The sequence below is a fragment of the Labrys methylaminiphilus subsp. lupini genome (assembly GCF_051161885.1).
Classification (GTDB): Bacteria; Pseudomonadota; Alphaproteobacteria; order Rhizobiales; family Labraceae; genus Labrys.
Map to the genome: position 1 here is coordinate 2,890,762 of NZ_JBMDIH010000001.1, position 22,735 is coordinate 2,913,496.

The window sequence follows — 22,735 nt, forward strand, 5'->3', positions numbered from 1 at the left end:
CACCGCGCGCGCATTCGTTCCGTGCGAAAACGCACAAACTCCGCTTCCCGGCAAAACATGTTTACCAAAGAGTAAACTTAGTATTCGTGCGATCTCAAACCGGCATGGATAGGGCAACATGCAAGATCATGCCCGCCAAGATCATAAGAACGGCAGCAGAGCCGATGTCGACAAGCGTTTCCATCCCGCAACTCCTGTTGAATGACGCCAAGATAATCGTGCTGTGTTGCTGGAATGCTGCGCGAGTGGGGCAATTCCCAGGATCTCCGCGCACTCATGTTTGCCTACGCCGGGCCGGCAAAGTCCCTCGTCCGTGAGATCCCACGCATGTCGGCTCGCTTGAACGGGGTCCGCCACCTTCGCGGGAAGATAGGGCTGCAGGAGCTCCATCCTGACGAGTCTGGCTCTATGGCGTCGAAACGGCTTGCAGGACCGGCTTCAGCGCCTACGGGCGGCCTTGGGTACGCGCGCTGGCCAGCGCACCACATGCTCTTCCCACTCGCCCTCGCCCACCTGCTTGTCGTCGGCCTTGACCTTGCCGCGAACCGAGACCTTGGCCTGGTGCACGGTGTCGGGGTCGCCCGAAACCAGCGGATGCCACCAATAGAGATCCTCGCCATCGGCAACCAGCCGATAGGCACAGGTCGGCGGCAGCCAATCGATGGTGCGCACCAGTTCGGGCGTCAGCGTGACACAATCGGGAACATGGCGCTTGCGATGCTCGTAATCCGAACATTGGCAGCTATGGCATTCGAGCATGAAGCAGGCGACATCGGTGAAATAGGTGTCGCCGGTTTCCTCTTCCTCCAGCTTGACCAGGCAGCAGCGGCCGCAGCCATCGCAAAGGCTCTCCCACTCCTCTGGCGAGAGCGCATCCAGCGGCTTGGTTTTCCAGAAAGGCTTCGAAGGCTGTTCCATCGCCGTTGCCATAGCCGAACAGCCGGCCCGAGTCACCCTTCGAGGATAGCTGCTGGAGGCGCAAGGCGCTTCAGCAGGCCATCTTGCGCATGCCCTCCTCGATTTCCGCGGCGGTGAGATCGCGCTGATGGGTAGCGATCGACCAATGATGCCCGAAGGGATCCTTGATCACGCCGTAGCGGTCGCCCCAGAACATGTCCTGCACCGGCATCGCCACCTCGGCCCCCGCTTCGACCGCTCGGGCGACGAAGGCATCGACATCGGCGACGAAGAGATGGAGGGTCACCGGCGAGCCGTTGAGGGTCTTGGGCGAGAGCATGCCATAATTCTTGTTCTCATCGACCAGCATGACGGAGCAGCCGCAGACCTTGATCGAGGCATGCATCAGCTTACCGTCCGGTCCGGGCAGGCGGATCATCTCTTCGGCACCGAAGGCTTTCTTGTAGAACTCGATGGCATCAGCGGCGCCGTCACAGATGAGATGCGGTGACAGGACGTTCATGCCGTGCGGGGCGATCTCAGTCATGGTCTTCCCTCCTCATGGGCCAGGTTTTGATGGGCCAGGTTTTGATGGGCCAGGTTTTGCGGACTTGCCCCAAGGACGATGCAGCGCGGATGGTTCCGACAGCGATGAGAAAATAATTCTGCAGGCCATGTTGTTTGCCATGCCAGCGGAAAATCGCGGCGGTGAAATTGCAGGCCTTTCAGGATCGGCGACCGTGGGTTAGACTGGCTGTCCCGACGTCTTTCGCGTACCGGTTGGTTCCATCGTGCCTGAACGCAAGCCAGAGCCGTCCTTTCGAAAGCGCCTGAGCCGCGCCGCCCTTCGTCTGGACTCGTGGCTCGACAACGCCGTCTACGCGTCGTGGCAGAAAGTGCGGGCCGGGATCGAGCGCGGCTCCGACATCTCGAACAGATTTCAGGTCTCGGGCTGGCGCCGGCTGCTGGTGGAAGTCGGCTGCGAGGGGCTGACCCTCGGCACTGCCGGCCTGATTTTCGGCCTGATGCTGATGCAGCCGGCAATCCGCCAGATCGGCGACGACTGGCTGCGCCGCGCCGACATCGCCGTCACTTTCGAGGATCGCTACGGCACCATCGTCGGCCAGCGTGGCATCCGCAGCAATGACAGCGTGGCACTGGCCGATATGCCTGATTATGTCATCAAGGCCGTGCTCGCCACCGAGGATCGGCGCTTCTACGATCATTTCGGCATCGATGTCATCGGCACCATGCGCGCACTCACCGTCAACAGCCAGGCAAGCGGCGTGGTGCAAGGCGGTTCCTCGATCACCCAGCAGCTCGCCAAGAATCTCTTCCTGTCCAACCAGCGCACGCTGGAGCGCAAGATCCGCGAGGCCTATCTGGCGCTCTGGCTCGAGGGGCATTTGAGCAAGGACGAGATTCTCAAACTCTATCTCGACCGCGCCTATATGGGCGGCGGCGCCTTCGGCATCGAGGCGGCCGCGCAATATTATTTCGGCAAGTCGGTGCGCGACGTCTCCTTGGCGGAAGCCGCCATGCTGGCGGGCCTGTTCAAGGCGCCGACCAAATACGCGCCGACCAACAATCTGGCGGCTGCCCGCGGGCGCGCCAATCAGGTGCTCTCCAATCTCGTGGATGCCGGCTTCATGACCGAGGGCCAGGTTTCCGGCGCCCGCCGCAATCCGGCGACCCCGGTCGACCGGGCGCGCGAGAAGGCCCCCGACTATTATCTCGATTGGGCCTATGGCGAAATCGCCGATCTCGCCGATGACGGCGCTTTGGGCAGCGAATCCGTCTTCGTCGTGCGCACCGCGCTGGATCCCGCCATTCAGGCCGCCGCGGAAAACGCCCTGGAATCGAACCTGCGCCAATATGGCAAGGACTATAACGTGCACCAGGGCGCCATCGTGATCATGGAGCCCGACGGGGCCGTGCGCGCGATGGTGGGCGGGCGCGATTACAGCCAGAGCCAGTTCAACCGCGCCACGGACGCGTTGCGCCAGCCCGGTTCCTCCTTCAAGCCTTTCGTCTATGCCACCGCCCTGATGAACGGCTTCACGCCCAAATCCATCGTGGTGGATTCGCCTGTCTGCATACGGAACTGGTGTCCCCAGAATTTCGGCCACAAATTCTCCGGCCCGATCACGCTGACGCAGGCCATCACCCGCTCGATCAACGTCATCCCGGTCAAGATTTCCCTGGCCCTCAGCAAGAGCGCCGCCGATGGCCGGCGCATGATCATCGAGACGGCGCGAACCATGGGCATCGAGACGGAGCTCAAGGAGTCCTGGGCCTTGCCCATCGGGGTCGAGGCCGTCAACCTTCTGGAGATGACCGGCGCCTACGGCGTTTTCTCCTCCGGCGGGCACAAGGCGCCTCCCCATGCCGCGCTCGAGATCCGCAATGCCAAGGGCGACCTTCTCCATAAGTTCGATCCCGCCCGCGAGGACCCGGTGGTGATCGATCCCAAAGTGATCGCCGACATGAACGGCATGCTCAACAGTGTAGTCGAAAACGGCACGGCCAAGCGGGCCCAGTTGCCTGGCATCAAGGTGGCCGGCAAAACCGGCACGACCAATTCCTACCGCGACGCCTGGTTCATGGGCTTTACCGGCAATTTCATTGGTGGGGTCTGGTTCGGCAATGACAATTTCCAGCCCATGGATGAGATGACCGGTGGCTCGCTCCCCGCGACGACCTGGCAGCAGGTAATGGCCGTGGCCCATCAAGGTGTGGATATCAGGCAAATACCCGGCGTTGCCCCGTTCCCGCCGGGGCAGCAACCCAGCAAGGCGGAGCCGCCAGCACCCGATGCCACCGGTGCAGCCCAGGAGGCCCCCGCCCCGCCACCGGTTCTAACCCGCAACGCCACACAGATCTTGCGCGATGTCGCCTTGCTGATCGAGCAGGCCGACCGCGTCCCTGCCAAACAGGCGGCCCAGATGCGCCGCCCAGCGCCGGTGTCGGCGATCGAATGAAGGGCTTTGGCACGATCATAGGGCTGGTCTACGCCCTTGCCCTCGGTGGCGTCTTGGGCCTTGGCCTCACCTGGTGGGCGACCGGGTCCGATTTCCAGCTCGGCGCCATGCGTCTCGGTCCCTGGACCGCATGGCCCCTCGCCGACCCACTCGGAGCCGATCGCTACAACCGGGCCCGCATCGCTCGCAGCGGGGACCTGCCGCTCGGCCCCGGCGAAGGCCTTGCCTTCACCGCGCGGGAAGATTCGGAGGGGCGGGCGCTTGACGGGGCCTGCCGCTATCGCCTTGCGGCCATGCTGCCCCAAGCGCGCTGGTGGACCATTACTCTCTATGACCGATCCGACAATCTCGCGCGCAATCCCAGCAACCGGGCTGGTTTCACCAGCGCTGCTGTCCTGCGCGGCGAAGAAGGCAAGGTCACCGTCGCCGTGGCGCCTAATAGCCAGCCCGGCAACTGGTTGCCCAGCTCTCCCGGTCCGATGAGCCTGGTCCTTCGTCTTTACGACAGTCCCGTCTCGACGGGCCTCGCCACCGAATTCGGCGCGGGGAGAGCCGTTGCCGTTCCAGCGATCGAGCGGCTCGACTGCGCCACTGGAGACAAAACGTGATCCGCTGGCTGTTATGGACGCTTGCGGGGCTGCTCATCGGCGTCGTGGTGCATCTGACCACGATCGTCGCTTTGCCTCGCCTCAGCGGACAGACCGGCTTCCAACGCGCAAGCGCGATCGCCCCGCTCGGACATTTCGTCGTACTGCCTCCCGACAAGATCCCGTTGCCACTGCCGGATCCGGCTATCGTGACGGCCTTCTGCCGCTATGACCTGGCCGATGGCCCAGTTCATGTGCATGTGCCGCTGAATGCCGGCTTCCTCTCGGTGTCGTTCTATACGCCGGCAGGCCTCAATTTCTACACGCTGACCGACCGGGCGGGCGCAAACGGCGCCCTCGACATGACCTTGTTCACGCTGGCCCAGCTTGCCGAGATCAGGGCCAAGCAAGGCCCCGACCTACCGGTCGCCTTGCGTCTTCAGGCGCCCCAACTGACGGGTCTAATCGTGGTGCGCGCGCTCGTCCCCGAACCGACGCAGCAGGCCGATGTGGAACGGGCACTGGAGCCGGCAAGCTGTCGCTGACCTTCCAGCATTCTGTCAGTCGAGCGCGAGGGAACGGGCAGTCACGATAATGCTGTCGCCCCACAAGACCTTGTGCTGCCAGGCAGGCGGGATGTTGCTGCGTCCCCGAAGAGCACCGGCCAGTTGGCCCGTCACGGCGCCGATCGTATCGGCATCGCCTCCCAGGTTGACCGCATGCACGACGGCCTCTCTGAAGCAGGTCGACTGACTGACGGCCCACAAGGCAGCCTCGAGCGTGTGCATGACATAGCCAGTGGAGGAAATCTCATCGCGTCCCACCAGCCGCCAATCCGAGCCGGCGCAACGCCGCAGCCGCTCGGGAAGCCCATCCGGCAAGCACCTCGGCCGCAGCACGATTGCCGGCTCGGCACCGTGCAGGGCCTCGAAGAGCAGATCCGCGAAATAGACACAGGCCTCGACTGCCTCCTCGGCACCGTGGGTCAGGCGAGACTGGTCGGCCGCATCCCGCAAGGCTCGCTGCCGATCCCCGCGGGCCGCGATGACCACGGGAACAAGCCTCATCAAGGGAACCATTGCCGGCGGTATCGGGGGCAGTCGGGCCAGCGAATGGGTTGCCGTTGGCCTCATATCTAGCCAGTGCGGACGTGGTCACGCCGCCAATATCGAAGCATTCGCCGATCGCGCTCAGATGGCCGTATCGCCACCAATTGACGAAACGGTTCATGCAGTCCCGCGGATCGAGTTGTTTATGCTGCTGAAGACTTGCCGCCAGACACAATGCCATGGAGGTGTCGTCGGTTCAGGCCCCTGCCGGAAGGGCGAACGGTCCACCGCCGAAGATGTCGGTCAGGGGAGTTTGGCTGTCACGGGTTGAAAATTCCAGTGTGGTGCCCAGCGCATCGGCGATGGCGAGCCCGAGGAGAGTCCTCTCGGCTCGGTCGAGATGGTCGCTCGAACTCACGCCTTACGATGGCGCTTTCCGCCACCGGTGCCACGACGAGGCTGGGGCGACTGACGATCGTCTTCCACGTGGCGCTCGATGCGCACACCGGTGAAGAACAGGATTTCGGCACTATGCTCGCGTGCCTCGTGCTCGCTCGGTTGGCGCGGGGCTTGGGGGTGTTTGGGAAATGGCAGGACGATGCTCATGGCGGGACCTATCAGCAGATTGCACCAGAAATCGAGACTCCGTTCGCTTTGCGGCATTAGCAGATAAGGAAAGTTAACAGTCTGTGTACGTACGCACTAAACACCGCCCGCCGTCACTGCGGCGTGACTCCGATGTGCGATTTTGCACATCGGAGCGCGATATTAAGGCCAAATGGCCCTTTTCGGGCAAAACGCGCCCAACAAAATAGGCGTAGGCCTTTTGGGCATGATGTCCGGCAAGACGTCGTCGGCAGTTCGGCCGGACTATGCACCCAAAGCCGTCGGTTGCGGAATCACGTTTTGATACATTGCAGAATGGTAATCCGGGTGGGCCTGCCTCAGCTTTCCTCGGCAAGGTCGAGAAAATGCCGGCCCTGGCGATCTTCCGCTTCGATCACCCAGAGATCCGGATCGAAGCGGAACTCGCGCTGCAATCGGGTCTCAACATCCAGCGGCGTCGCACCTGCTTGGGTGAGACGGACGAAGCGGCGCACGCCGTCGTCCTCGGTGATGAGCGATTGCGGTGCCGGCCCGTAAAGCACTGCGGTGCCGTCGAGATGGTCGATCTTGACGAAGATCGCTCCGGCCTCCTCCGAACCGCGCTGACGCAGCGCGGCGAAGGCGCCTTCCACCATGGCGCGGCGAAGATAGGCGGCGACGAACAGGCTGGATTTGAGACGCGCGCTCATTCTACCTTGGTACCGGAACGGGCCAATTCCTGCAGCAGCCGTGCCGAGATCTGGCCGGTCACGGGGAGTCCGCGATCCTTCTCGAAACGAGAAATGGCATTGCGCGTATCAGTGGCCATGAAACCGTCGACCTTCAAAGGACCGTAACCCTGCTTGGCCAGGGCCTTTTCCACACCCAGCACGCGCTTGTCGGGCTGGGGGCCAGGGGTTGCGGCAGGCTCGCCATTGATGAGCGCGGCGATCTGATCCACTGGCGGAGCCGGCGGGGCTTCGGTGGCCCCGGACTCCGTGGTCAACAAGGGGCTGGAACTGGCGATGATCCTGGTGAGCAGGGCAGGACTGGACTGGCCGTCGACCGGCATGCCGTTATGCTGCTGGAAGGAGCGGATCGCCGCAGTGGTCTTGGGGCCGAGAACGCCATCAGCCAAGCCGTCATAGAGTCCTCGTTCCGCCAGCGCGAGCTGGACGTCGCGCAGCACGGCGACAGCATCCTGGGCCGCGGCATCGGCGGAACTGCGCTCGCCTGCATCGGGTGCCTCGGGCGGCACCGGCACGGAGGGCGCCGACGCGGCAGAGCCACGCTGAGCGATGAAGGGAGACGTATGCGTGCCGTTCTGCAGAGCCAGCGCATTGACCAGGATCGCCAGGCCGAGGCCGCCCATGACGACCAAACCCGCAACCTCGGCCGGACGCTGCAGGACCACCCGCATGACACCGACATAGCGCGAGGGGGTCTCTTCGACCTTATCCGACAGCAGAAAATCGCGATCGGAACGGGCTAACGCTTCACGCACGCTTCTTCCCCAATTCTTCTTCAACAAAATGATCTTGGGCCGCCGGACGTACCGGCAGCGTTTCAATGGTGGCGCCACTAGCGAAGGCGCGGCGGGAGGCCTCACTTTCACAATCGGAGGGCAGCGACACGGTCACGGTGGTGCCATGGCCGATCAGACTGTCGACCTCCATGCCCCCGCCATGCAACTGGGCGAGCCCCTTGACGACGGAGAGGCCGAGGCCCGTGCCTTCATAAGTACGTTCATAATCCTTGGATGGCTTGCCGGCGGTCGACTGGAAGAAAGCTTCGCCCAGCCGCGGCACGTCCTCGCGCGCCACGCCCACTCCGTCATCGGCGACGAAGAGAGCCACGCCATATTTCTCCTGCCGCGCGCCGATGGTGACGTGGCCTCCACGCTTGGTGAACTTGAGCGCGTTGGACATCAGGTTGAGGTAGATCTGGCGGCAGGCGCGCTTGTCGGCAATGATCGGCGGCATGTCGGGCGCGATCGCCGTCTCCAGGGAGATGCCGAGTTCCTGCGCCTTCAGCAGCAGGATATTGCGGCAATTCTCGATGAGATCGCGGATCTGGAAGGATTCCGGCACCAGTTCGAAGCTGCCGCTCTCGATCTTCGACATATCGAGAATGCCGTTGACCATCGACAGCAGATGATGGCCACTGTCGTGGATCAGACCGGCATATTCATGCCGCCGCTCCGCCGACAGCTTCATCATCTCCTCGTTCAGCATCAGCTCCGAAAAGCCAATGATGGCGTTGAGGGGCGTGCGCAGCTCGTGGCTCATCGTGGCCAGGAAACGGCTCTTGGCGGCGTTGGCCTTCTCGGCCTCGATCTTGGCGTCGATGAGCTGGTGCTCATAGGCCTTGCGATCGGTGATGTCCTGCATGACGGCAACGGTCTGGCGATCGTCGTCCTCGCCCAGCGGCCGGCAGCGCATCTCCACCCACAGGAAGACCGGAGCGCCTTCCCCCTTGCGGCGCAGGCGGAATTCGACCGTCGAACCCAGACCGTCCATCTCGGCGCTGGAGAGCGCCGACAGATAGGCGGGACGGTCGGCAATATGCACATAGTCGAACAGGCCCTGGCCGAGCAGTTCGGACGGTTCGGCGCCAAACAGGACCTGGGATGCCGGCGAGGCATAGACGACCTGGCCGCGCTTGCCATGCCGGGTCACGAGGTCACTGATATTCTCGGCCAGCAAGGTATAGCGGGCCTCGCCGGACTTCACGAGCTGGCGGTCGTAACGCCGCAGCCGCAATTCCATCAGCACGATGCCACCGACGGCCGCAAGGGCGAGCACGACACCCGATCCGTCGAAGAAGCGGGCTGCAAGAGTCGGCGGCGCTGCGTTCGTGGTTCCCGCCAGCGCTATTGCCATGGCCGTCAGGCCGGCAAGCACCACGGCACGAATGACGATATTGCGAGCGCCCGTCAGCAGCGAAATGGCAGGCACAATGGCAAGAAGGGCGTAAGCGGTCGCGCTATGGCCTCCGCTGTGGCGGGCCACCACGCCGGCAAAGCCACACACGGCAAGCACGGTCAACAGCGCCGCGACGTCGAGACGGCCGGTGACCGACAGACGCCAGACGATGGCCAGCAAGGCAGCGACCAGCACCATGACGCCACCGACGCCGAGGCTGGGGCCCCCCGAGAAAGCCAGGAAAGGTGGCACCAGTGTCAGGCCGAACAGCGCCGCTCCCAACAACATGGCAACGAAGGCACCATGCCGGGCTGCTGTCAAGGGATCGTGTTTCGCCGATCCGTGGACCAAACGGTCGACGGATGCCTTGGCGGATATGAACCAATCAAACTGACGCAACGCCCCGGCACGGCACTGTGGCCGCGCTCCCTACATGACCCGTCGACCATGGCAGCGCGTCCTTTAAACGAACCCTAAGAGATCGGCCCTCCCAGGCCGTTCCTGTGCTTAGAAAGGCCTCCAGACAGGCCAAGTGCCAAACATGGTGAACAATTCCTCACCAAGGGCGGTCCGCACGTTAACCATCCCTTCACTTTGCCGCCGCCCGTGCGGTGCGTCACGCCCGTGTCGATGGTGCTCATGCTAGAATTAGCCATCGATCGGGAGCCCATGACGTGTTCTTCATTCTGCGCATGATGTTCTGGCTTGCCGTGGTTGCCCTGCTGCTGCCGGCGTCGCCGGCCCCGCACGACAGGCAAGCCTCGGCAAATCTGTCGGCCAGTACCTTGGCCGACAAGGCTGTCAGCGCGGCATTGTCCTATTGCGCCACCAGTCCCCAGCAATGCGCCGCCGGCCTGGCCGGTGCCAGGCAGCTCGGTGGCTTGCTGGCCGGCCCGAGCGACGACGTCGCCACCGCCCCGGCCCCAGCGGCTCAGCGCTTTACCGCCCTGCCGCCACCGCGCCCGGCCATTCCCTGAGAAGGCTTTTTCTTCTCCAGCATCTCCCCTATATGAAGGAGATGAGCAGCCAAAATATCGACACCATCATCGAAAACTTCGGGCTCCTGGACGATTGGGAAGATCGCTATCGCTACCTGATCGAGCTCGGCAAGACGCTCGAACCCCTGCCGGACGAGGCGCGGACCGCGGCCAACAAGGTTCAGGGATGTGTCAGCCAGGTCTGGCTCGTCACCCATTGGAAGGATGGGCGCGCAACCTTTCAGTGCGACAGCGACGCCTTTATCGTGCGCGGCCTGTTGGCAATCCTGGTCGCTGTCTATGCCGGCCACACGGCCTCGGAGATCCTGGCCATCGACGCGCTCGAAATCTTTCGCGACCTGCAGCTTCAGGAACATCTCACGCCGCAGCGTTCCAACGGGCTGAAATCATTCGTCGAACGCATTCGCAGCGATGCCCGGCAGGTACTGGTCACGACCTGACCGCTTCCGCATCGAACATCTTGCTAGAGCATCGTGCCAAAAAGTGGACGCCGGCTTTCGGGACGATGCTGTAGATACTTCAAACAACAAGAGCCGGATGCGTGGCATCCGGCTCTTGTTGTCGTTCCGGCATCGCCGTAGCGAAATTACCGTCCCTTGCGGCGACGCTGCTGCCCCAGGCCCATCTGCTTGGCCAGGTTGGAGCGGGCCTGAGCATAGTTGGGGGCGACCATCGGATAGTCGGCCGGCAGAGCCCACTTCTCGCGGTATTCTTCCGGCGAGATATTGTACTGCGTGCGCAGATGACGCTTCAGGGACTTGAACTTCTTACCGTCCTCGAGGCAGATGATGTAGTCAGCCGTCACCGACTTCTTGATCGGAACAGCCGGCTTGGGAGCCTCGGCCGGCACTTCCTGCACGCCGCTGGTGATACGCTGAAGAGCACCATGGACCTCATTGATCAAGCCAGGCAGGTCCGATGCAGCAACCGAATTGTTGCTCACATAGGCCGAGACGATATCCGCCGCTAGCTCGATGAAGTTGGTGTTGTTGGATCCGTCGCTCATGGTAAATCGACTTTCTTTTTTTGGTCTGATTTAACTAAATGTTCACCACCGGCTACACTGCCGCGCCATTCATTAACAGCAGTGCAGGCCATACATCCGCTTCGCAACTTTGGAATCGCGAATTTCGAATTGCGCACTGATGTAAACTCTCAAATCTTATCAATCAAGATCTTTTGCAAGACAAGCATGAATTTTGCACTACGCCGCTTCTGATTACTGCCATGAAAACATGCAACCGCCTACGTAAGACGCGCCCCTATCACAAATGGGTACTGGAACACCCGATCGGACTATCTGATCTGCACTGACAACCGGATAGGTCGCCTCTGGCATCACCACAGACAGCAATTGTAAAAAGGCGCACATGACCAGCGCATTACGCAGCATCGCCGCGACTGCCGCCAATCAGACGCCGATGAGAAAGCTCCGGAGTTAGACCGACTTCCCTTGCGACAATTGCCATCCCGGCAAACAGCAAACGCAAATTTGCAAGCTTGCCTCCGAATTCAACATGACACTGAATTGCGAACTGTCGTCCCACTCCCTATTTACGACGAACTGAATAGTCTTCAAACGCTCGGCTCGTCGAATCAGCCGCAAAGTATGTCTATCGTTTCGATAGCATCCCTTTGCGGCAAAATATTGGGAGACACTTGTGCCAAACAAGAAAGTTAACAAAACAGACACGGAATGGCGGACGCTTCTTTCTCCAGAACAATACCACATTACCCGCGAGCGCGGCACGGAGCGTGCTTTTACCGGGCCGTTCTGGAACTCCAAAGAAAAGGGCACCTATTCCTGCGTCTGCTGCGGCGAGGAATTGTTCCGATCCGATACCAAGTTCGACTCGGGCTGCGGCTGGCCGAGTTACTTCGAACCCGTGCATGCGAATGCGGTAGTCGAGTTGGAGGACAGATCCTACGGCATGCGCCGCGTCGAGATCCGTTGCGCGGCTTGTGATGCCCATCTCGGCCATGTCTTCCCGGATGGTCCGCCTCCCACCGGCCTGCGCTACTGCATCAATGGCCATTCCATGAATTTCACGCCCGACCAGAAGGCATGAGATGACGATTTCTTCCCCTATTCTGCCGCCTATCGCCGAAAAACGGCCAAGCAAGCGCATCGTTCACGGTATTACATTACAGGACGACTATGCTTGGCTGCGGGCCGACAACTGGCAAGAAGTGCTGCGTGACGGCTCGACGCTGCCCGCCGACATCAAGGCGCATCTCGAGGAGGAAAACCGCTATGCCGACGCCCAGCTTGCGGGCGGCGAGCATTTGCGGAGCGTGCTGTTCGAAGAGCTCAAGGGGAGAATCAAGGCCGACGATTCCTCGGTACCCTCGCCGGACGGGCCGTTCGACTACTATTCGCGTTTTCGGCAGGGCGGACAGCATCGTCTGTTCTGCCGGCGTTCGCGCGATGGCGGCGAGGAAACGATACTGCTGGACGGCGACGCTCTGGCAAAGGGCAAGAGCTTCTTCGCCTTTGGCGGCTTTGCCCCCTCGCCCGACCACCGACTGATCGCCTGGAGTTGCGATGAGAACGGTTCGGAGTTTCATACGATACGCCTGCTCGATACTTCGAAAGACGTAATGCTGGCGGACAATACTCCCGATACGGAGGGTGAGGCTGTCTGGCTCGCCGATGGATCTGGCTTCTACTATGTGCGGCTCGACGAAAACCATCGTGCCTCCAGCGTGTGGCTGCATCGTCTGGGAACCCCGACCGGCACCGACCGCCTGGTCTACGAAGAGGCCGATGCCGGCATGTTCGTCGGCCTGTCGCAGACCCAGTCGCGCCGCCTGGCGACCATCGACATCCACGACCATGAAACCTCGGAAGTTCGGATCATCCGCCTCGACGATGCCGACGGCACGGTGCATCTGATCGCCGCGCGCCAGGAAGGCGTCCAATATGAGATCGAGCATCGCCCCCTGCCCGGCGGGACGGACCAGCTGCTGATCCTGACCAATCTCGACGACGCCGAGGACTTTCGCATCATGACCGCGCCTCTGGCGAAGCCGGATCAGGTGACTTCGGCGCAGGCGACTTCGGGCCAGACGTCCTGGCGCGACCTCATCCCGCATAAGCCGGGCCGCTATATTCTCGATATCGTGCTGCTGGCGGATTGGCTGGTTCGGCTCGAACGTGAGGACGGCCTGCCTCGCATCGTGATCCGCTCCTTGTCGAGTGGCGAGGAACACGCCATCGATTTTGCCGAGGAAGCCTATTCCCTGTCACTCGACGGCGGCATGGAATTTACGACCGACCAGATCCGCTTCGTCTATTCCTCGATGACCACGCCGGCCGAGACCTATGACTACGACATGCGCTCGCGCGAACGCATCCTGCGCAAACGACAGGAGGTTCCGTCCGGGCACGATCCCCAGCTTTATGTCACGCGCCGGGTCTTCGCCCCAACGGCGGATGGCGAAAGCGTGCCGATCAGCCTGCTCTATCGCAAGGAAACAGCGCTGGATGGCTCGGCACCGCTCCTACTCTACGGTTATGGCGCCTATGGCCTGTCCATGCCGGCCCAGTTTTCCACCAATGCCCTATCGCTGGTCGACCGCGGCTTCGTCTATGCCATCGCTCATATCCGCGGCGGCACGGAGAAAGGCTGGCGCTGGTATCGCGAGGGCAAGCTCGCAAAGAAGCCGAACACCTTCCAGGATTTCGTCGCGGCCGGCAGTTATCTGGCCGAGCGCGGTTTTACGGCCCGCAAGAGAATCATAGCCCATGGCGGTTCGGCCGGCGGCATGCTGATGGGGGCGATCGCCAATCTCGCCCCCGATCTGTTCGGCGCCATCGTGGCGGAAGTGCCCTTCGTCGATGTGCTTACCACCATGCTCGACGACAGCCTGCCCCTCACCCCGCCGGAATGGCCCGAATGGGGCAATCCAATCGAAGACGAGGCAGCTTTCCGCACAATTCTCTCCTACAGCCCGGTCGACAACGTGACCGCACGCCCCTATCCGCCGATTCTGGCGCTCGCCGGCCTGACCGATCCGCGCGTGACCTATTGGGAACCGGCCAAATGGGTGGCAAGGCTGCGAGAGAAGAACCCGCACGGCAATCCGGTAATCTTCAAGGTGAACATGGATTCAGGCCATGGTGGGGCTTCCGGGCGTTTCGAACGGCTGAAGGAAGTGGCTCTGGTCCAGGCCTTCGCCCTGCAGACGATGGGCGCGGCATGACTTGCCCCCCGCCCGGTAGGCACAGTTTTGTCCGGCCGGGCGGGCTTGAGCAGGCTTGCATAAAATCATGCCAATCATTCTACCAAATCTGTTCCCTTCCAGGACCATCCCGCTTAAGTTTGCCCGCCGACGGTGCATCGGCCTTTCCGTCCGCTCCGGCGGCGGCGGGCTTGTGACCGCCACCCATTCATTCGGCTCCCGCCCGGATGACTGCGAGGTCTTCGATCTCGTGGCAACCGTTGGGAACACAAGAGGGGCGGGCTGCGTTTTGTAGCCATGCCCGTCGCCATCATGCCACTTCATGAGGAACACCATGTCCTTCACGCTTCCCGAACTGACCTACTCCTATGATGCCCTCGCGCCCTATATGTCGCGCGAAACGCTGGAGTTCCATCACGACAAGCATCACCTTGCCTATGTGAACAATGGCAACAACCTGCTCAAGGGCACGGAGTGGGAAGGCAAGAGCCTCGAGGACATCGTCAAGGGGTCCTTCGGCAAGAATGCCGGCCTGTTCAACAATGCCGGCCAGCACTACAACCATCTACACTTCTGGAAGTGGCTGAAGCCGAATGGCGGCGGTGCGATCCCGGGCAATCTCGAAAAGGCCATCGTCGACGGCCTCGGCTCGGTGGACAAGGCCAAGGAAGAGTTCATCCAGGCCGGCGTCACCCAGTTCGGCTCTGGCTGGGCCTGGCTCGCCGTCAAGGACGGCAAGGTCGTCATCGCCAAGACACCGAACGGCGAGAGCCCGCTGGTACATGGCGCCACCCCGATCCTCGGCGTCGACGTCTGGGAACATTCCTATTACATCGACTACCGCAACCGCCGCCCCGATTATCTCAAAGCCTTCGTCGACAGCCTGGTGAACTGGGAATATGTCGCCGAGCTCTATGAAGCAGCGGTGAAGTAAGCAGTTCCGGAGCGCCAATCGGATCGATTGACGCTCCGCCCCTGGCAGAGATCGTGCTGCGCTTCCCGGCAATCCATCGGGTCGCAAGGCGTCTTCCGGCAGATCTGTCGAGAATCCGAGGGCGGAGTTTTCTCCGCCCTTTCGTATTTTTGGAGATTTCGCTGCCAACCGGCCTCATCCGGCGATCAGCCCTGCCCTATTTTTTGCACAAAGTCTGAATGCCAAATCTAGGGGTATCCGGTAATCATCTGATATCGTTTGGCTTTCCAAAAATTTGGTATCGGGACACCTGCCATCGCCACGCATGGCTCGCTTAGCAGCCATGCAAACTCAGCAATTGTTTATTGTGCGGCGCACACTAAACTAATCCTCATCAAACGGCGCGGAACTTGTTCCCCGTTTGATAGCCCTCCTTGGGCGTTTCCTCCCTAGACTTGGGCCGCAGCGCAAGCTGCGGCCTCTTTCTTTTCAGGGCACTTTGACGCAATTGGCGAGAATCACAAAGTCAGGCCGAAACAAGCGGGAGAGCGAACCAGCGTCCATCTCGGACATACTCGGCACGCACGGTGGCTTCTCCACCGAAAATCCATCCCGCCATCACCCGCTAGCAACCTTTTCAAGGCGATAGTGCCTGTTCCCGCCGTTCAAAGCCGCGTATAGGGCGGAGCGGTTGTCACGATAGGCCCTCTCCTTGCTGAAGAACATTCTTTCCATCGGCGCCTGGACCATGGTGTCGCGCGTGACCGGTTTTGTCCGGGACGCCATGATGGCCGCCCTGATGGGAAGCGGCCCCGCGGCGGAGGCCTTCATCGTCGCCTTTCGCCTGCCGAATAATTTCCGCGCCATCTTCGGCGAAGGGGCCTTCAACGCCTCCTTCGTGCCGGCCTACACCAGGGTCCACCAGCAGGACGGCGATGACGCCGCGCGGCTGTTCCAGGGGCGGATCGTCTCGATATTGTTGATCTCGCAGGTGATTCTGCTGGGATTGGTGCTGATCTTCACACCTCAATTCGTCGGCTTGAATGCGCCGGGCTTCGAGGGCGAACGCTTCGATCTCGCCGTCACGCTCACCCGCATCACCTTTCCCTATCTCATCCTGATCACCCTCGCCACGCTCTATGGTGGCGTGCTCAATGCCGTCGGGCGCTTCACAGCCGCCGCGGCAGCGCCAATCCTGCTCAATGTGGCGATGATCGCCACCCTCCTCGCGCATCACTGGTTTCCGACCACCGCCCACGCCGCGGCCTGGGGCCTCACCGTCTCCGGTGTTCTGCAGCTCGGCTTCATGCTGTGGGCAGCGCACCGGGCTCGTGTCCTTGCCACGCCGGAGCCGATACGGCTCGACGCGCCGGTGAAAGCCTTCTTCAAGGCGCTGGGGCCGGCCACCATCGGCTCGATGGGTACGCAAATCGCCATTTTCGCCGACACCATCATCGCTTCGCTGCTGTCGGCCGGCGCGGTGGCGGCGCTTTATTATGCCGATCGCATCAATCAATTGCCGCTCGGCATCATCGGCATCGCGGCCGGCACGGTGATCCTGCCGCAGATGAGCCGGCTTCTGGCGGCCGGACAGGTCGAGGAAGCGCACGCCGCGCAACGGCGCACCATCTTCCTGACCTGGCTGCTGGCCGCGCCTTTTCTCGCCGGTTTTCTTGCCGTTCCCGATCTGATCATGCGCGCGCTGTTCATGCGCGGCGCTTTCACGGCCGCCGATGCCGAGGCGGCCTCCAGTGCCCTTCTCGCCTATGGCGCGGGCCTGCCGGCCGTGGTGCTGATCCGGTCGGCCGTGGCCAGCTTCTATGCCCGCGGCGATACGGCGACGCCGCTCTGGGCCTCCCTCACCGGCATCGGCGTCAACATCCTTCTGAAGATCATCCTGATGGGACCGCTGCAGCAGGCGGGCCTTGCCCTGGCGACCTCGCTCGGCGCCTGGGTTAATCTCGGCATCCTGGCTGCCCTGGCTAGCCGCCGCCACTTCATGCATCTCGACCGCCGCCTCTATGCCATGCTGGCCTGCGTCGCCCTGGCGACCGTGACCGCCGGCTTGGCGATGTATGCGGCGGCCACAGGCCTGGTGCCGCTCCTGGCCGGGCTTTCGCATGTCGGCGACATCGTCAGCCTCGCGCTTGTCGGCATCGTCGGGGCCGCTTTCTACGGCGCCACGGTCTACTTCGCCTTCGGTACGGCGGGCATGAATTTCAAAAGCGCGTTACGACGCTGATGCCGATGCCGTCGAAGCGGTCCATGCGCATCAGGGCTTCGGGTGCCTCGTCGAGGCCGATACGGCTGCCGACCAGCTTCTGAGGCGCCAACTTGCCGGCGGCGATCATGTCGAACATCGCCTGGTAGCGGAAAGCCTGCATGCCATGGCTGCCGAGGATCTCGAGTTCATAGGCGATCACCCGATCCATCGGAATGGCCGGCCTGGCATGGTCGCCCAGCATCAGGCCGACCTGAATGTGACGACCGCGCCGACGCAGATTACCAATCGAATTGACGCTGGTGACGGGATGGCCGAGCGCGTCCAGAGAGACTTGCGCGCCGCCTCCCGTAAGATCGCGGACCGCGGCTACGACATCTTTGGTCTGCGCCGCATTGATCGTCGCCACCGCACCTAGTTGGCGGGCGAAATCCAGCTTTTCCTCGGTCAGGTCGATGGCCACGACATTGGCGCCGACGGCGCTGGCGATCATGATCGCCGACAACCCGACGCCGCCACAGCCATGCACGGCGACCCAGTCGCCTGGCCGGACCCGGCCCTGGTCGACCACCGCCCTGAAGGAGGTGGCAAAGCGGCAGCCCAGGCTCGCCGCCGTCGCCGAATCGAGGGTTTCGGACAGCTCGACCAGATTGGCGTCGGCGAAATCGAGCGCAACGAATTCCGCGAAAGACCCCCAGCCCGTGAAGCCGGGCTGGAACTGCTGTTCGCAAACCTGCTGGTTGCCGCCGGCGCATTCGCGGCAACGGCCACAGCCCGCAACGAAAGGCACGGTAACGCGCTGCCCCGCGCGCCAGCGCCCGACCCGGCTGCCCACCGCCACGATGGTGCCCGCCAGTTCATGGCCGGGCACATGGGGCAGCACGATATCGGGGTCGTGCCCCATCCAGCCATGCCAGTCGCTGCGGCACAGGCCGCTAGCCTCGACCTTGACGACGACGCCTTCCGGCGCCGGGGTCGGATCGGGCACGGTCTGTATTCTCGGCGGCTGCCCGAATTGTTCGAAGACGACGGCTTTCATGATCGACCCGCATCCCATGTCGCGAAAGGGCGACAGGGCCAGCCTCGTGCCGGCCCTGATCAAGATGACCCTTATTTGGCGAGAGCGTCGAGAATGCGCACCCAGGAGCGAATGCCCTTGTGGAAGCTGCGCACGTCGTATTTCTCGTTCGGTGAATGGATCTGGTCGTCCTCCAGGGCAAAGCCGATCAGGAGCGAATCGATGCCGAGGATGCGCTGCATGTCGCCGACCACCGGGATCGACCCGCCCGACCCGATCATCGGCGCCGTGCGGCCCCATTCTTCCGCCAGTGCCGCGCGCGCCTTGGCCAGCGGTTCGCTGTCCGTCGGTACGGCGATCGCCGGTCCCATGCCATGCGACTGGAATTCGGCCTTGCAGTCCGCCGGCAGGCGATCGGTCACGAATTTGCGGAAGGCAGCCTGCACCTTTTCGGGTTCCTGGCCCGCCACGAGGCGGAACGACACCTTGGCGAAAGCCTGCGCGGCGATCACCGTCTTGGCGCCCTCGCCCTCATAGCCGCCACTGATGCCGTTGACGTCACAGGTCGGACGCACGGTGATCTGCTCGAGCACCGTCCGGTCCTTCTCTCCCGCCGGCACCTTCAGGCCGACTTCGGCCAGATAGGCCTCGCCATCGAAATCGAGGGCAGCCCACTCGGCCTTCACTGCGTTCGGCAATTCCTTCACGCCGTCATAGAAACCCGGCACGGTGACGCTGCCATTGTCGTCATGCAGAGCGGCCAGAATCTTCGACAGCACCCGGATCGGGTTCTGGGCAGCACCGCCATACATGCCAGAATGCAGGTCGCGGCTGGCCGCCTTGATGGTGACTTCCTCATAGACCATGCCGCGCAGCATGGTGGTGATGGCAGGGGTATCGCGGTCCCACAGGTCGGTATCGCAAACCAGGCAGAAATCGGCCTTCAACTCGTCCTTGTTCTCCTTGAGGAACGGCACGAGGCTGCGCGAGGACGATTCTTCTTCGCCCTCCAGGAACACCGTCACGTCGACGGGCAGTTCCCCCTGGGTCTCGATCAAGGCGCGACAGGCCTCGATGAAGGTCATCACCTGGCCCTTGTCGTCGGAAGCTCCCCTGGCGATGATGATGTCGCCATGCGGGCCGGGCTTGCGTACCGGCTCGAACGGCTTGGTGTGCCACAGATCGAGCGGATCCGGCGGCTGCACGTCATAATGGCCATAGAACAGCACATGCGGCACGCCGGCCTTGCCGGTGCGGCGATGCCCCACCACCATGGGATGGCCGATCGTCTTGCGAGGCGAGGCATCGAAGCCGACGTCCCTCAGGGCCGCGGCCGCCCATTCGGCAGCTTTCTGGCAATCGCCGGCATAGGCGCTGTCGGCGGAGATCGAGGGGATGCGGAGAAATTCGAACAGCCGGTCGAGGCTGGCATCGAGTGCCTTGTCGGCAGCATCGAGCGCTTTATTGATATCAGACATGGGCCTTAACGATGCGGGTGAGAAAGCGCCAAGCTAGCGCGCCTTGCCCACTCTGGGTAGGGCCGACTTGCCTCTCAACGTCGTTTTCGGCCTATAACTTTGCCCTCCCCTCGTAAGGGGAGGGCAACCGCATGGTCAGCTCGCAAGGCTCCGCATCCGAGCGGTGAGCCGCGTACGCTGTATCATCGATCCCACCCGCCGATAGATCTGCCGCGGCGACACCGGCTCGGTCAGCACGGCATCGAAACCAGCTTGAGTGGCGGTCAGAAGCGCGGAACGGTTGGGCTGGTTAGCGATCAGCAGAATCGGCACTTCGCGCAACTCGCCCCCTTCATCCTGGCTGAGTGCCCCCAACAACGCGAAGGCATCGGCAAGCACCGGCAGTGCGATCACCACGCCCAGTGGCGGATCCCGGCGCGCCATCTCCAAAGCATCCACGATGCCCGAAGCAAGTCTGACCTTGGTCATACCGAAATCCAGGAGGTTCTCGCGCCAAAACTCGGCAACCTCCTGGTTTGGATTGACCACCAAAACATCGGCAGATTGTATTACTTTTCTATTCGAACGATCATTCAGTATAGATGCGCCATCCATCGCCCAAGAGCCTCCAGCAATCGCGCTTCAAAAGCTCATACGCCAAGGGTACCCAAACGTATATGCTGATCCGATACCTCACCAGGAAGGCTAGGAATGCAATACGGGAAATTTGACGTAGGCGCCCCGAATAACGGTGTACCGGTAGTACTTATATACTGACTCTTCAGCTATGACGTTGCGACGACAGGCCCTAGCGCCGCGAACGCCCGCCAAGGACGCCCCTCAGGATTGCCTGAGTAATCTCACGACCAGCCGTGGTGGCGATGGTGCGCGTGACGGAGCGGACCACAGCCTGCGACGTCGTCATACGACCGGACGAGCGCCCGCCACCACTGCCCGAACCAAACACGCTTCCCAAGACGCTGCCGAGAAAACCGCCCCCCTCCTCCGCCGGCTCGGCAGGCGCAGCCTCCTCGGTCACGCGACGCTGCAGCATTTCGAAGGCGGATTCGCGATCGACCACGGTTTCATATTTGCCGCGCAGCGAAGAGGCCTGCTGGATCGCCTGGCGTTCGGCTGGCGAGATGGCGCCCACCCGTGCCGCCGGAGGCAGGATGAGGGCCCGCTGCACGATCGATGGCACGCCATTGCCTTCGAGGAAGGACACGAGGGCCTCGCCCTTGCCGAGCTCCGAGATGACCTTGGCGGTATCGAGGTCGGGATTGGGGCGGAAGGTCTCCGCGGCGGCCTTGACCGCCTTCTGATCACGCGGCGTGAAGGCGCGAAGGGCATGCTGCACGCGATTGCCGAGCTGGCCGAGCACGGTGTCGGGCACGTCGAGCGGATTTTGGGTGACGAAATAGATGCCGATGCCCTTGGAGCGGATCAGGCGCACGACCTGCTCGATCTTCTGCAGCAGCGCCGGCGGCGCATCGGTGAACAGGAGGTGCGCTTCGTCGAAGAAGAACACCAGCTTGGGCTTGTCGAGATCACCGACCTCGGGCAATTGCTCGAAGAGTTCGGACAAGAGCCAAAGCAGGAAGGTGGCGTAGAGCTGGGGCGCCATCATCAACTTGTCGGCCGCCAGGATGTTGATGGTGCCACGTCCCCTGGCATCGAGCAGGCCGATATCGGCGAGCGACAGAGCAGGCTCGCCGAAGAATTTATCGCCTCCCTGTTGCTCCAGTGCCAGAAGCTGACGCTGGATCGCTCCCACCGTCGTCTTGGAGACATTGCCATAGGTCTTGATCAGTTCGGCCGCCCTGTCGGCCATATCAGCTAGCAGCGCCTGAAGATCCTTGAGATCGAGCAGCAGCAGGCCCTGGTCGTCGGCAAGCTTGAAGGCGGCGTTGAGCACCCCCTCCTGGACGTCGTTGAGTTGCAGCATCCGGGCGAGCAGGAGCGGCCCGACATCGGAGACGGTCGCGCGGATCGGCATGCCCTGCTCACCGAAGACGTCCCAGAACTGTACGGGAAACTGGTCGGGCTCATAGGTGATGCCGACATCGGCGGCGCGTTTGACGATGAAGTCCTTGGCTTCGCCGCGCTGGGAAACGCCGGACAGGTCCCCCTTGATGTCGGCGGCGAAGACGGGCACGCCGCGTGCCGAAAACCCTTCGGCCAGAACCTGCAGGGTCACCGTCTTGCCGGTTCCTGTCGCCCCGGTGATCAACCCATGGCGGTTGCCGAAGGCCAGCGCGAGATATTGGGGCTCTGCGCTCTTGGCAACGAAAATCCGGCTCTGATCGGTCATCTCTTCCTGTCCTGAACGGTCAAATCGCGAGGCGAACCATACCCGCCCACGCCACATATCGCTACGGGCAACGGCTTGAGGAAGTGTTACAAGTATTTAAAGCCACGGCCTTGATCTCCATGGCAAAATGCGAAACAGAGAAGAGCGGTTTGCCTATCGTGAATCCTTGGTGGCATCCGCGTCACGTCAGGGAGAAGAAAGATGGAAGAGCTGGTCGCCCAACTGGGTGCTAAAATTGGCGTGAGCCCCGAGGTTGCGACGCAGGCTATCGGCGCCGTGCTTGCCTTCCTGGAGCGGGAAGGACCTGCCGACGCGGTATCGAAGCTGGTCGATTCGATCCGTGGCGCGCGTGAAGTCACCAACGAGGCCATGAACGCCCAGAGCGGCGGTTTCATGGGCATGCTGGCCGGCATGGTCGGCCATGTTGGTGGCGGCATCGCCGGCCTCGGCGGCCAGCTGATGGCCCTCGGCCTCGACCTCAACCAGATCCAGACAATCGGCAAGGAACTCTTCGCCTATGCCGAGAAGGAAGCCGGCCCCGAAGTGGTCGGCAAGATCGTCGCTGAGATTCCCGAACTCGGGCAGTTCGTCTGAACCATGGCAGAGGCG

The 22,735-nt window shown here is 62.4% G+C and carries 24 protein-coding genes; 10 read left to right on the forward strand and 14 right to left on the reverse strand.

Annotated features, from left to right (window positions below):
- Positions 1-438 precede the first annotated feature (438 nt).
- Positions 439-930, reverse strand: coding sequence for a YcgN family cysteine cluster protein (locus tag ACN6KF_RS13540; RefSeq protein ID WP_434957328.1), 492 nt, complete (start codon positions 928-930; stop codon positions 439-441).
- 58 nt (positions 931-988) lie between these two features.
- Positions 989-1,444, reverse strand: coding sequence for a VOC family protein (locus ACN6KF_RS13545; protein ID WP_434957329.1), 456 nt, complete (start codon positions 1,442-1,444; stop codon positions 989-991).
- 244 nt (positions 1,445-1,688) lie between these two features.
- Between ACN6KF_RS13545 and ACN6KF_RS13550 the strand changes: the two genes are divergently transcribed.
- From ACN6KF_RS13550 to ACN6KF_RS13560, 3 genes are read left to right on the forward strand one after another with little or no spacing between them, the layout of a single operon-like run.
- Positions 1,689-3,878, forward strand: a complete 2,190-nt coding sequence (locus ACN6KF_RS13550; protein WP_434957330.1) for a transglycosylase domain-containing protein — start codon at positions 1,689-1,691, stop codon at positions 3,876-3,878.
- On the forward strand, positions 3,875-4,486 hold the full coding sequence (locus tag ACN6KF_RS13555) for a DUF1214 domain-containing protein (RefSeq protein WP_434957331.1): 612 nt from the start codon (positions 3,875-3,877) through the stop codon (positions 4,484-4,486). Before ACN6KF_RS13550 ends, ACN6KF_RS13555 begins: the two co-directional genes overlap by 4 nt.
- Positions 4,483-5,010, forward strand: a complete 528-nt coding sequence (locus ACN6KF_RS13560; RefSeq protein WP_434957332.1) for a DUF1254 domain-containing protein — start codon at positions 4,483-4,485, stop codon at positions 5,008-5,010. The genes ACN6KF_RS13555 and ACN6KF_RS13560 overlap by 4 nt, the downstream gene beginning before the upstream one ends.
- A gap of 15 nt (positions 5,011-5,025) precedes the next feature.
- Here ACN6KF_RS13560 and ACN6KF_RS13565 read toward each other — a convergent pair whose 3' ends face one another.
- The 7 genes from ACN6KF_RS13565 to ACN6KF_RS13595 all read right to left on the reverse strand — a co-directional run bounded on the left by ACN6KF_RS13565 (position 5,026) and on the right by ACN6KF_RS13595 (position 9,344).
- Positions 5,026-5,253, reverse strand: a complete 228-nt coding sequence (locus ACN6KF_RS13565) for an ADP-ribosylglycohydrolase family protein (RefSeq protein WP_475422028.1) — start codon at positions 5,251-5,253, stop codon at positions 5,026-5,028.
- 22 nt (positions 5,254-5,275) lie between these two features.
- The gene (locus ACN6KF_RS13570) at positions 5,276-5,755 is read right to left on the reverse strand and encodes an ADP-ribosylglycohydrolase family protein (RefSeq protein ID WP_434957334.1); all 480 of its coding nucleotides are present in this window, start codon (positions 5,753-5,755) and stop codon (positions 5,276-5,278) included.
- A 15-nt stretch (positions 5,756-5,770) separates the two neighbouring features.
- A complete protein-coding gene (locus ACN6KF_RS13575) occupies positions 5,771-5,932 on the reverse strand; it encodes a hypothetical protein (RefSeq protein ID WP_434957335.1) in 162 nt (53 codons plus the stop codon).
- Positions 5,929-6,120, reverse strand: a complete 192-nt coding sequence (locus ACN6KF_RS13580) for a hypothetical protein (protein WP_434957336.1) — start codon at positions 6,118-6,120, stop codon at positions 5,929-5,931. The genes ACN6KF_RS13575 and ACN6KF_RS13580 overlap by 4 nt, the downstream gene beginning before the upstream one ends.
- A gap of 338 nt (positions 6,121-6,458) precedes the next feature.
- Entirely contained in the window at positions 6,459-6,809 is a 351-nt protein-coding gene (locus tag ACN6KF_RS13585) for a DUF1491 family protein (protein ID WP_434957337.1), read from the reverse strand.
- On the reverse strand, positions 6,806-7,603 hold the full coding sequence (locus tag ACN6KF_RS13590) for a peptidoglycan-binding domain-containing protein (RefSeq protein WP_434957338.1): 798 nt from the start codon (positions 7,601-7,603) through the stop codon (positions 6,806-6,808). Before ACN6KF_RS13590 ends, ACN6KF_RS13585 begins: the two co-directional genes overlap by 4 nt.
- Positions 7,596-9,344, reverse strand: coding sequence for a PAS domain-containing sensor histidine kinase (locus ACN6KF_RS13595; RefSeq protein WP_434957339.1), 1,749 nt, complete (start codon positions 9,342-9,344; stop codon positions 7,596-7,598). Before ACN6KF_RS13595 ends, ACN6KF_RS13590 begins: the two co-directional genes overlap by 8 nt.
- Positions 9,345-9,697: 353 nt before the next feature.
- On the opposite strand from ACN6KF_RS13595, the gene ACN6KF_RS13600 reads away from it, so the two are divergent.
- Positions 9,698-10,000 (forward strand): hypothetical protein, encoded by a 303-nt coding sequence (locus ACN6KF_RS13600; RefSeq protein ID WP_434957340.1) that lies wholly within the window; start codon positions 9,698-9,700, stop codon positions 9,998-10,000.
- Positions 10,001-10,041: 41 nt separating this feature from the next.
- Positions 10,042-10,461 (forward strand): SufE family protein, encoded by a 420-nt coding sequence (locus ACN6KF_RS13605; RefSeq protein ID WP_434957341.1) that lies wholly within the window; start codon positions 10,042-10,044, stop codon positions 10,459-10,461.
- A 146-nt stretch (positions 10,462-10,607) separates the two neighbouring features.
- On the opposite strand, the gene ACN6KF_RS13610 is transcribed toward ACN6KF_RS13605, so the two are convergent.
- Positions 10,608-11,027: a Ros/MucR family transcriptional regulator gene (locus ACN6KF_RS13610; RefSeq protein WP_068288823.1), complete on the reverse strand. Its 420-nt coding sequence runs from the start codon at positions 11,025-11,027 to the stop codon at positions 10,608-10,610.
- A gap of 655 nt (positions 11,028-11,682) precedes the next feature.
- Here ACN6KF_RS13610 and msrB point away from each other — a divergent pair.
- The 4 genes from msrB to murJ all read left to right on the forward strand — a co-directional run bounded on the left by msrB (position 11,683) and on the right by murJ (position 17,361).
- Positions 11,683-12,090, forward strand: coding sequence for a peptide-methionine (R)-S-oxide reductase MsrB (gene msrB / locus ACN6KF_RS13615; RefSeq protein WP_434957342.1), 408 nt, complete (start codon positions 11,683-11,685; stop codon positions 12,088-12,090).
- Between the two features lies 1 nt (position 12,091).
- The gene (locus tag ACN6KF_RS13620; protein ID WP_434957343.1) at positions 12,092-14,227 is read left to right on the forward strand and encodes a S9 family peptidase; all 2,136 of its coding nucleotides are present in this window, start codon (positions 12,092-12,094) and stop codon (positions 14,225-14,227) included.
- Between the two features lie 313 nt (positions 14,228-14,540).
- Complete coding sequence (locus ACN6KF_RS13625; RefSeq protein WP_434957344.1) at positions 14,541-15,140, forward strand: superoxide dismutase; 600 nt, start codon at positions 14,541-14,543, stop codon at positions 15,138-15,140.
- A gap of 691 nt (positions 15,141-15,831) precedes the next feature.
- The gene (gene murJ, locus ACN6KF_RS13630; RefSeq protein ID WP_434957345.1) at positions 15,832-17,361 is read left to right on the forward strand and encodes a murein biosynthesis integral membrane protein MurJ; all 1,530 of its coding nucleotides are present in this window, start codon (positions 15,832-15,834) and stop codon (positions 17,359-17,361) included.
- Here the strand turns inward: murJ and ACN6KF_RS13635 are convergent.
- From ACN6KF_RS13635 to ACN6KF_RS13650, 4 genes are all read right to left on the reverse strand, one after another.
- The gene (locus ACN6KF_RS13635) at positions 17,339-18,379 is read right to left on the reverse strand and encodes a zinc-dependent alcohol dehydrogenase family protein (RefSeq protein ID WP_434957346.1); all 1,041 of its coding nucleotides are present in this window, start codon (positions 18,377-18,379) and stop codon (positions 17,339-17,341) included. The two genes, murJ and ACN6KF_RS13635, sit on opposite strands and share 23 nt — an antisense overlap.
- Before the next feature lie 71 nt (positions 18,380-18,450).
- The gene (locus ACN6KF_RS13640) at positions 18,451-19,836 is read right to left on the reverse strand and encodes a dipeptidase (protein WP_434957347.1); all 1,386 of its coding nucleotides are present in this window, start codon (positions 19,834-19,836) and stop codon (positions 18,451-18,453) included.
- A 135-nt stretch (positions 19,837-19,971) separates the two neighbouring features.
- A complete protein-coding gene (locus tag ACN6KF_RS13645; RefSeq protein WP_434957348.1) occupies positions 19,972-20,430 on the reverse strand; it encodes a response regulator in 459 nt (152 codons plus the stop codon).
- A gap of 193 nt (positions 20,431-20,623) precedes the next feature.
- A complete protein-coding gene (locus tag ACN6KF_RS13650) occupies positions 20,624-22,126 on the reverse strand; it encodes a helicase HerA-like domain-containing protein (RefSeq protein ID WP_434957349.1) in 1,503 nt (500 codons plus the stop codon).
- Positions 22,127-22,327: 201 nt separating this feature from the next.
- Between ACN6KF_RS13650 and ACN6KF_RS13655 the strand changes: the two genes are divergently transcribed.
- Complete coding sequence (locus tag ACN6KF_RS13655) at positions 22,328-22,720, forward strand: DUF2780 domain-containing protein (protein WP_434957350.1); 393 nt, start codon at positions 22,328-22,330, stop codon at positions 22,718-22,720.
- Positions 22,721-22,735 lie beyond the last annotated feature (15 nt).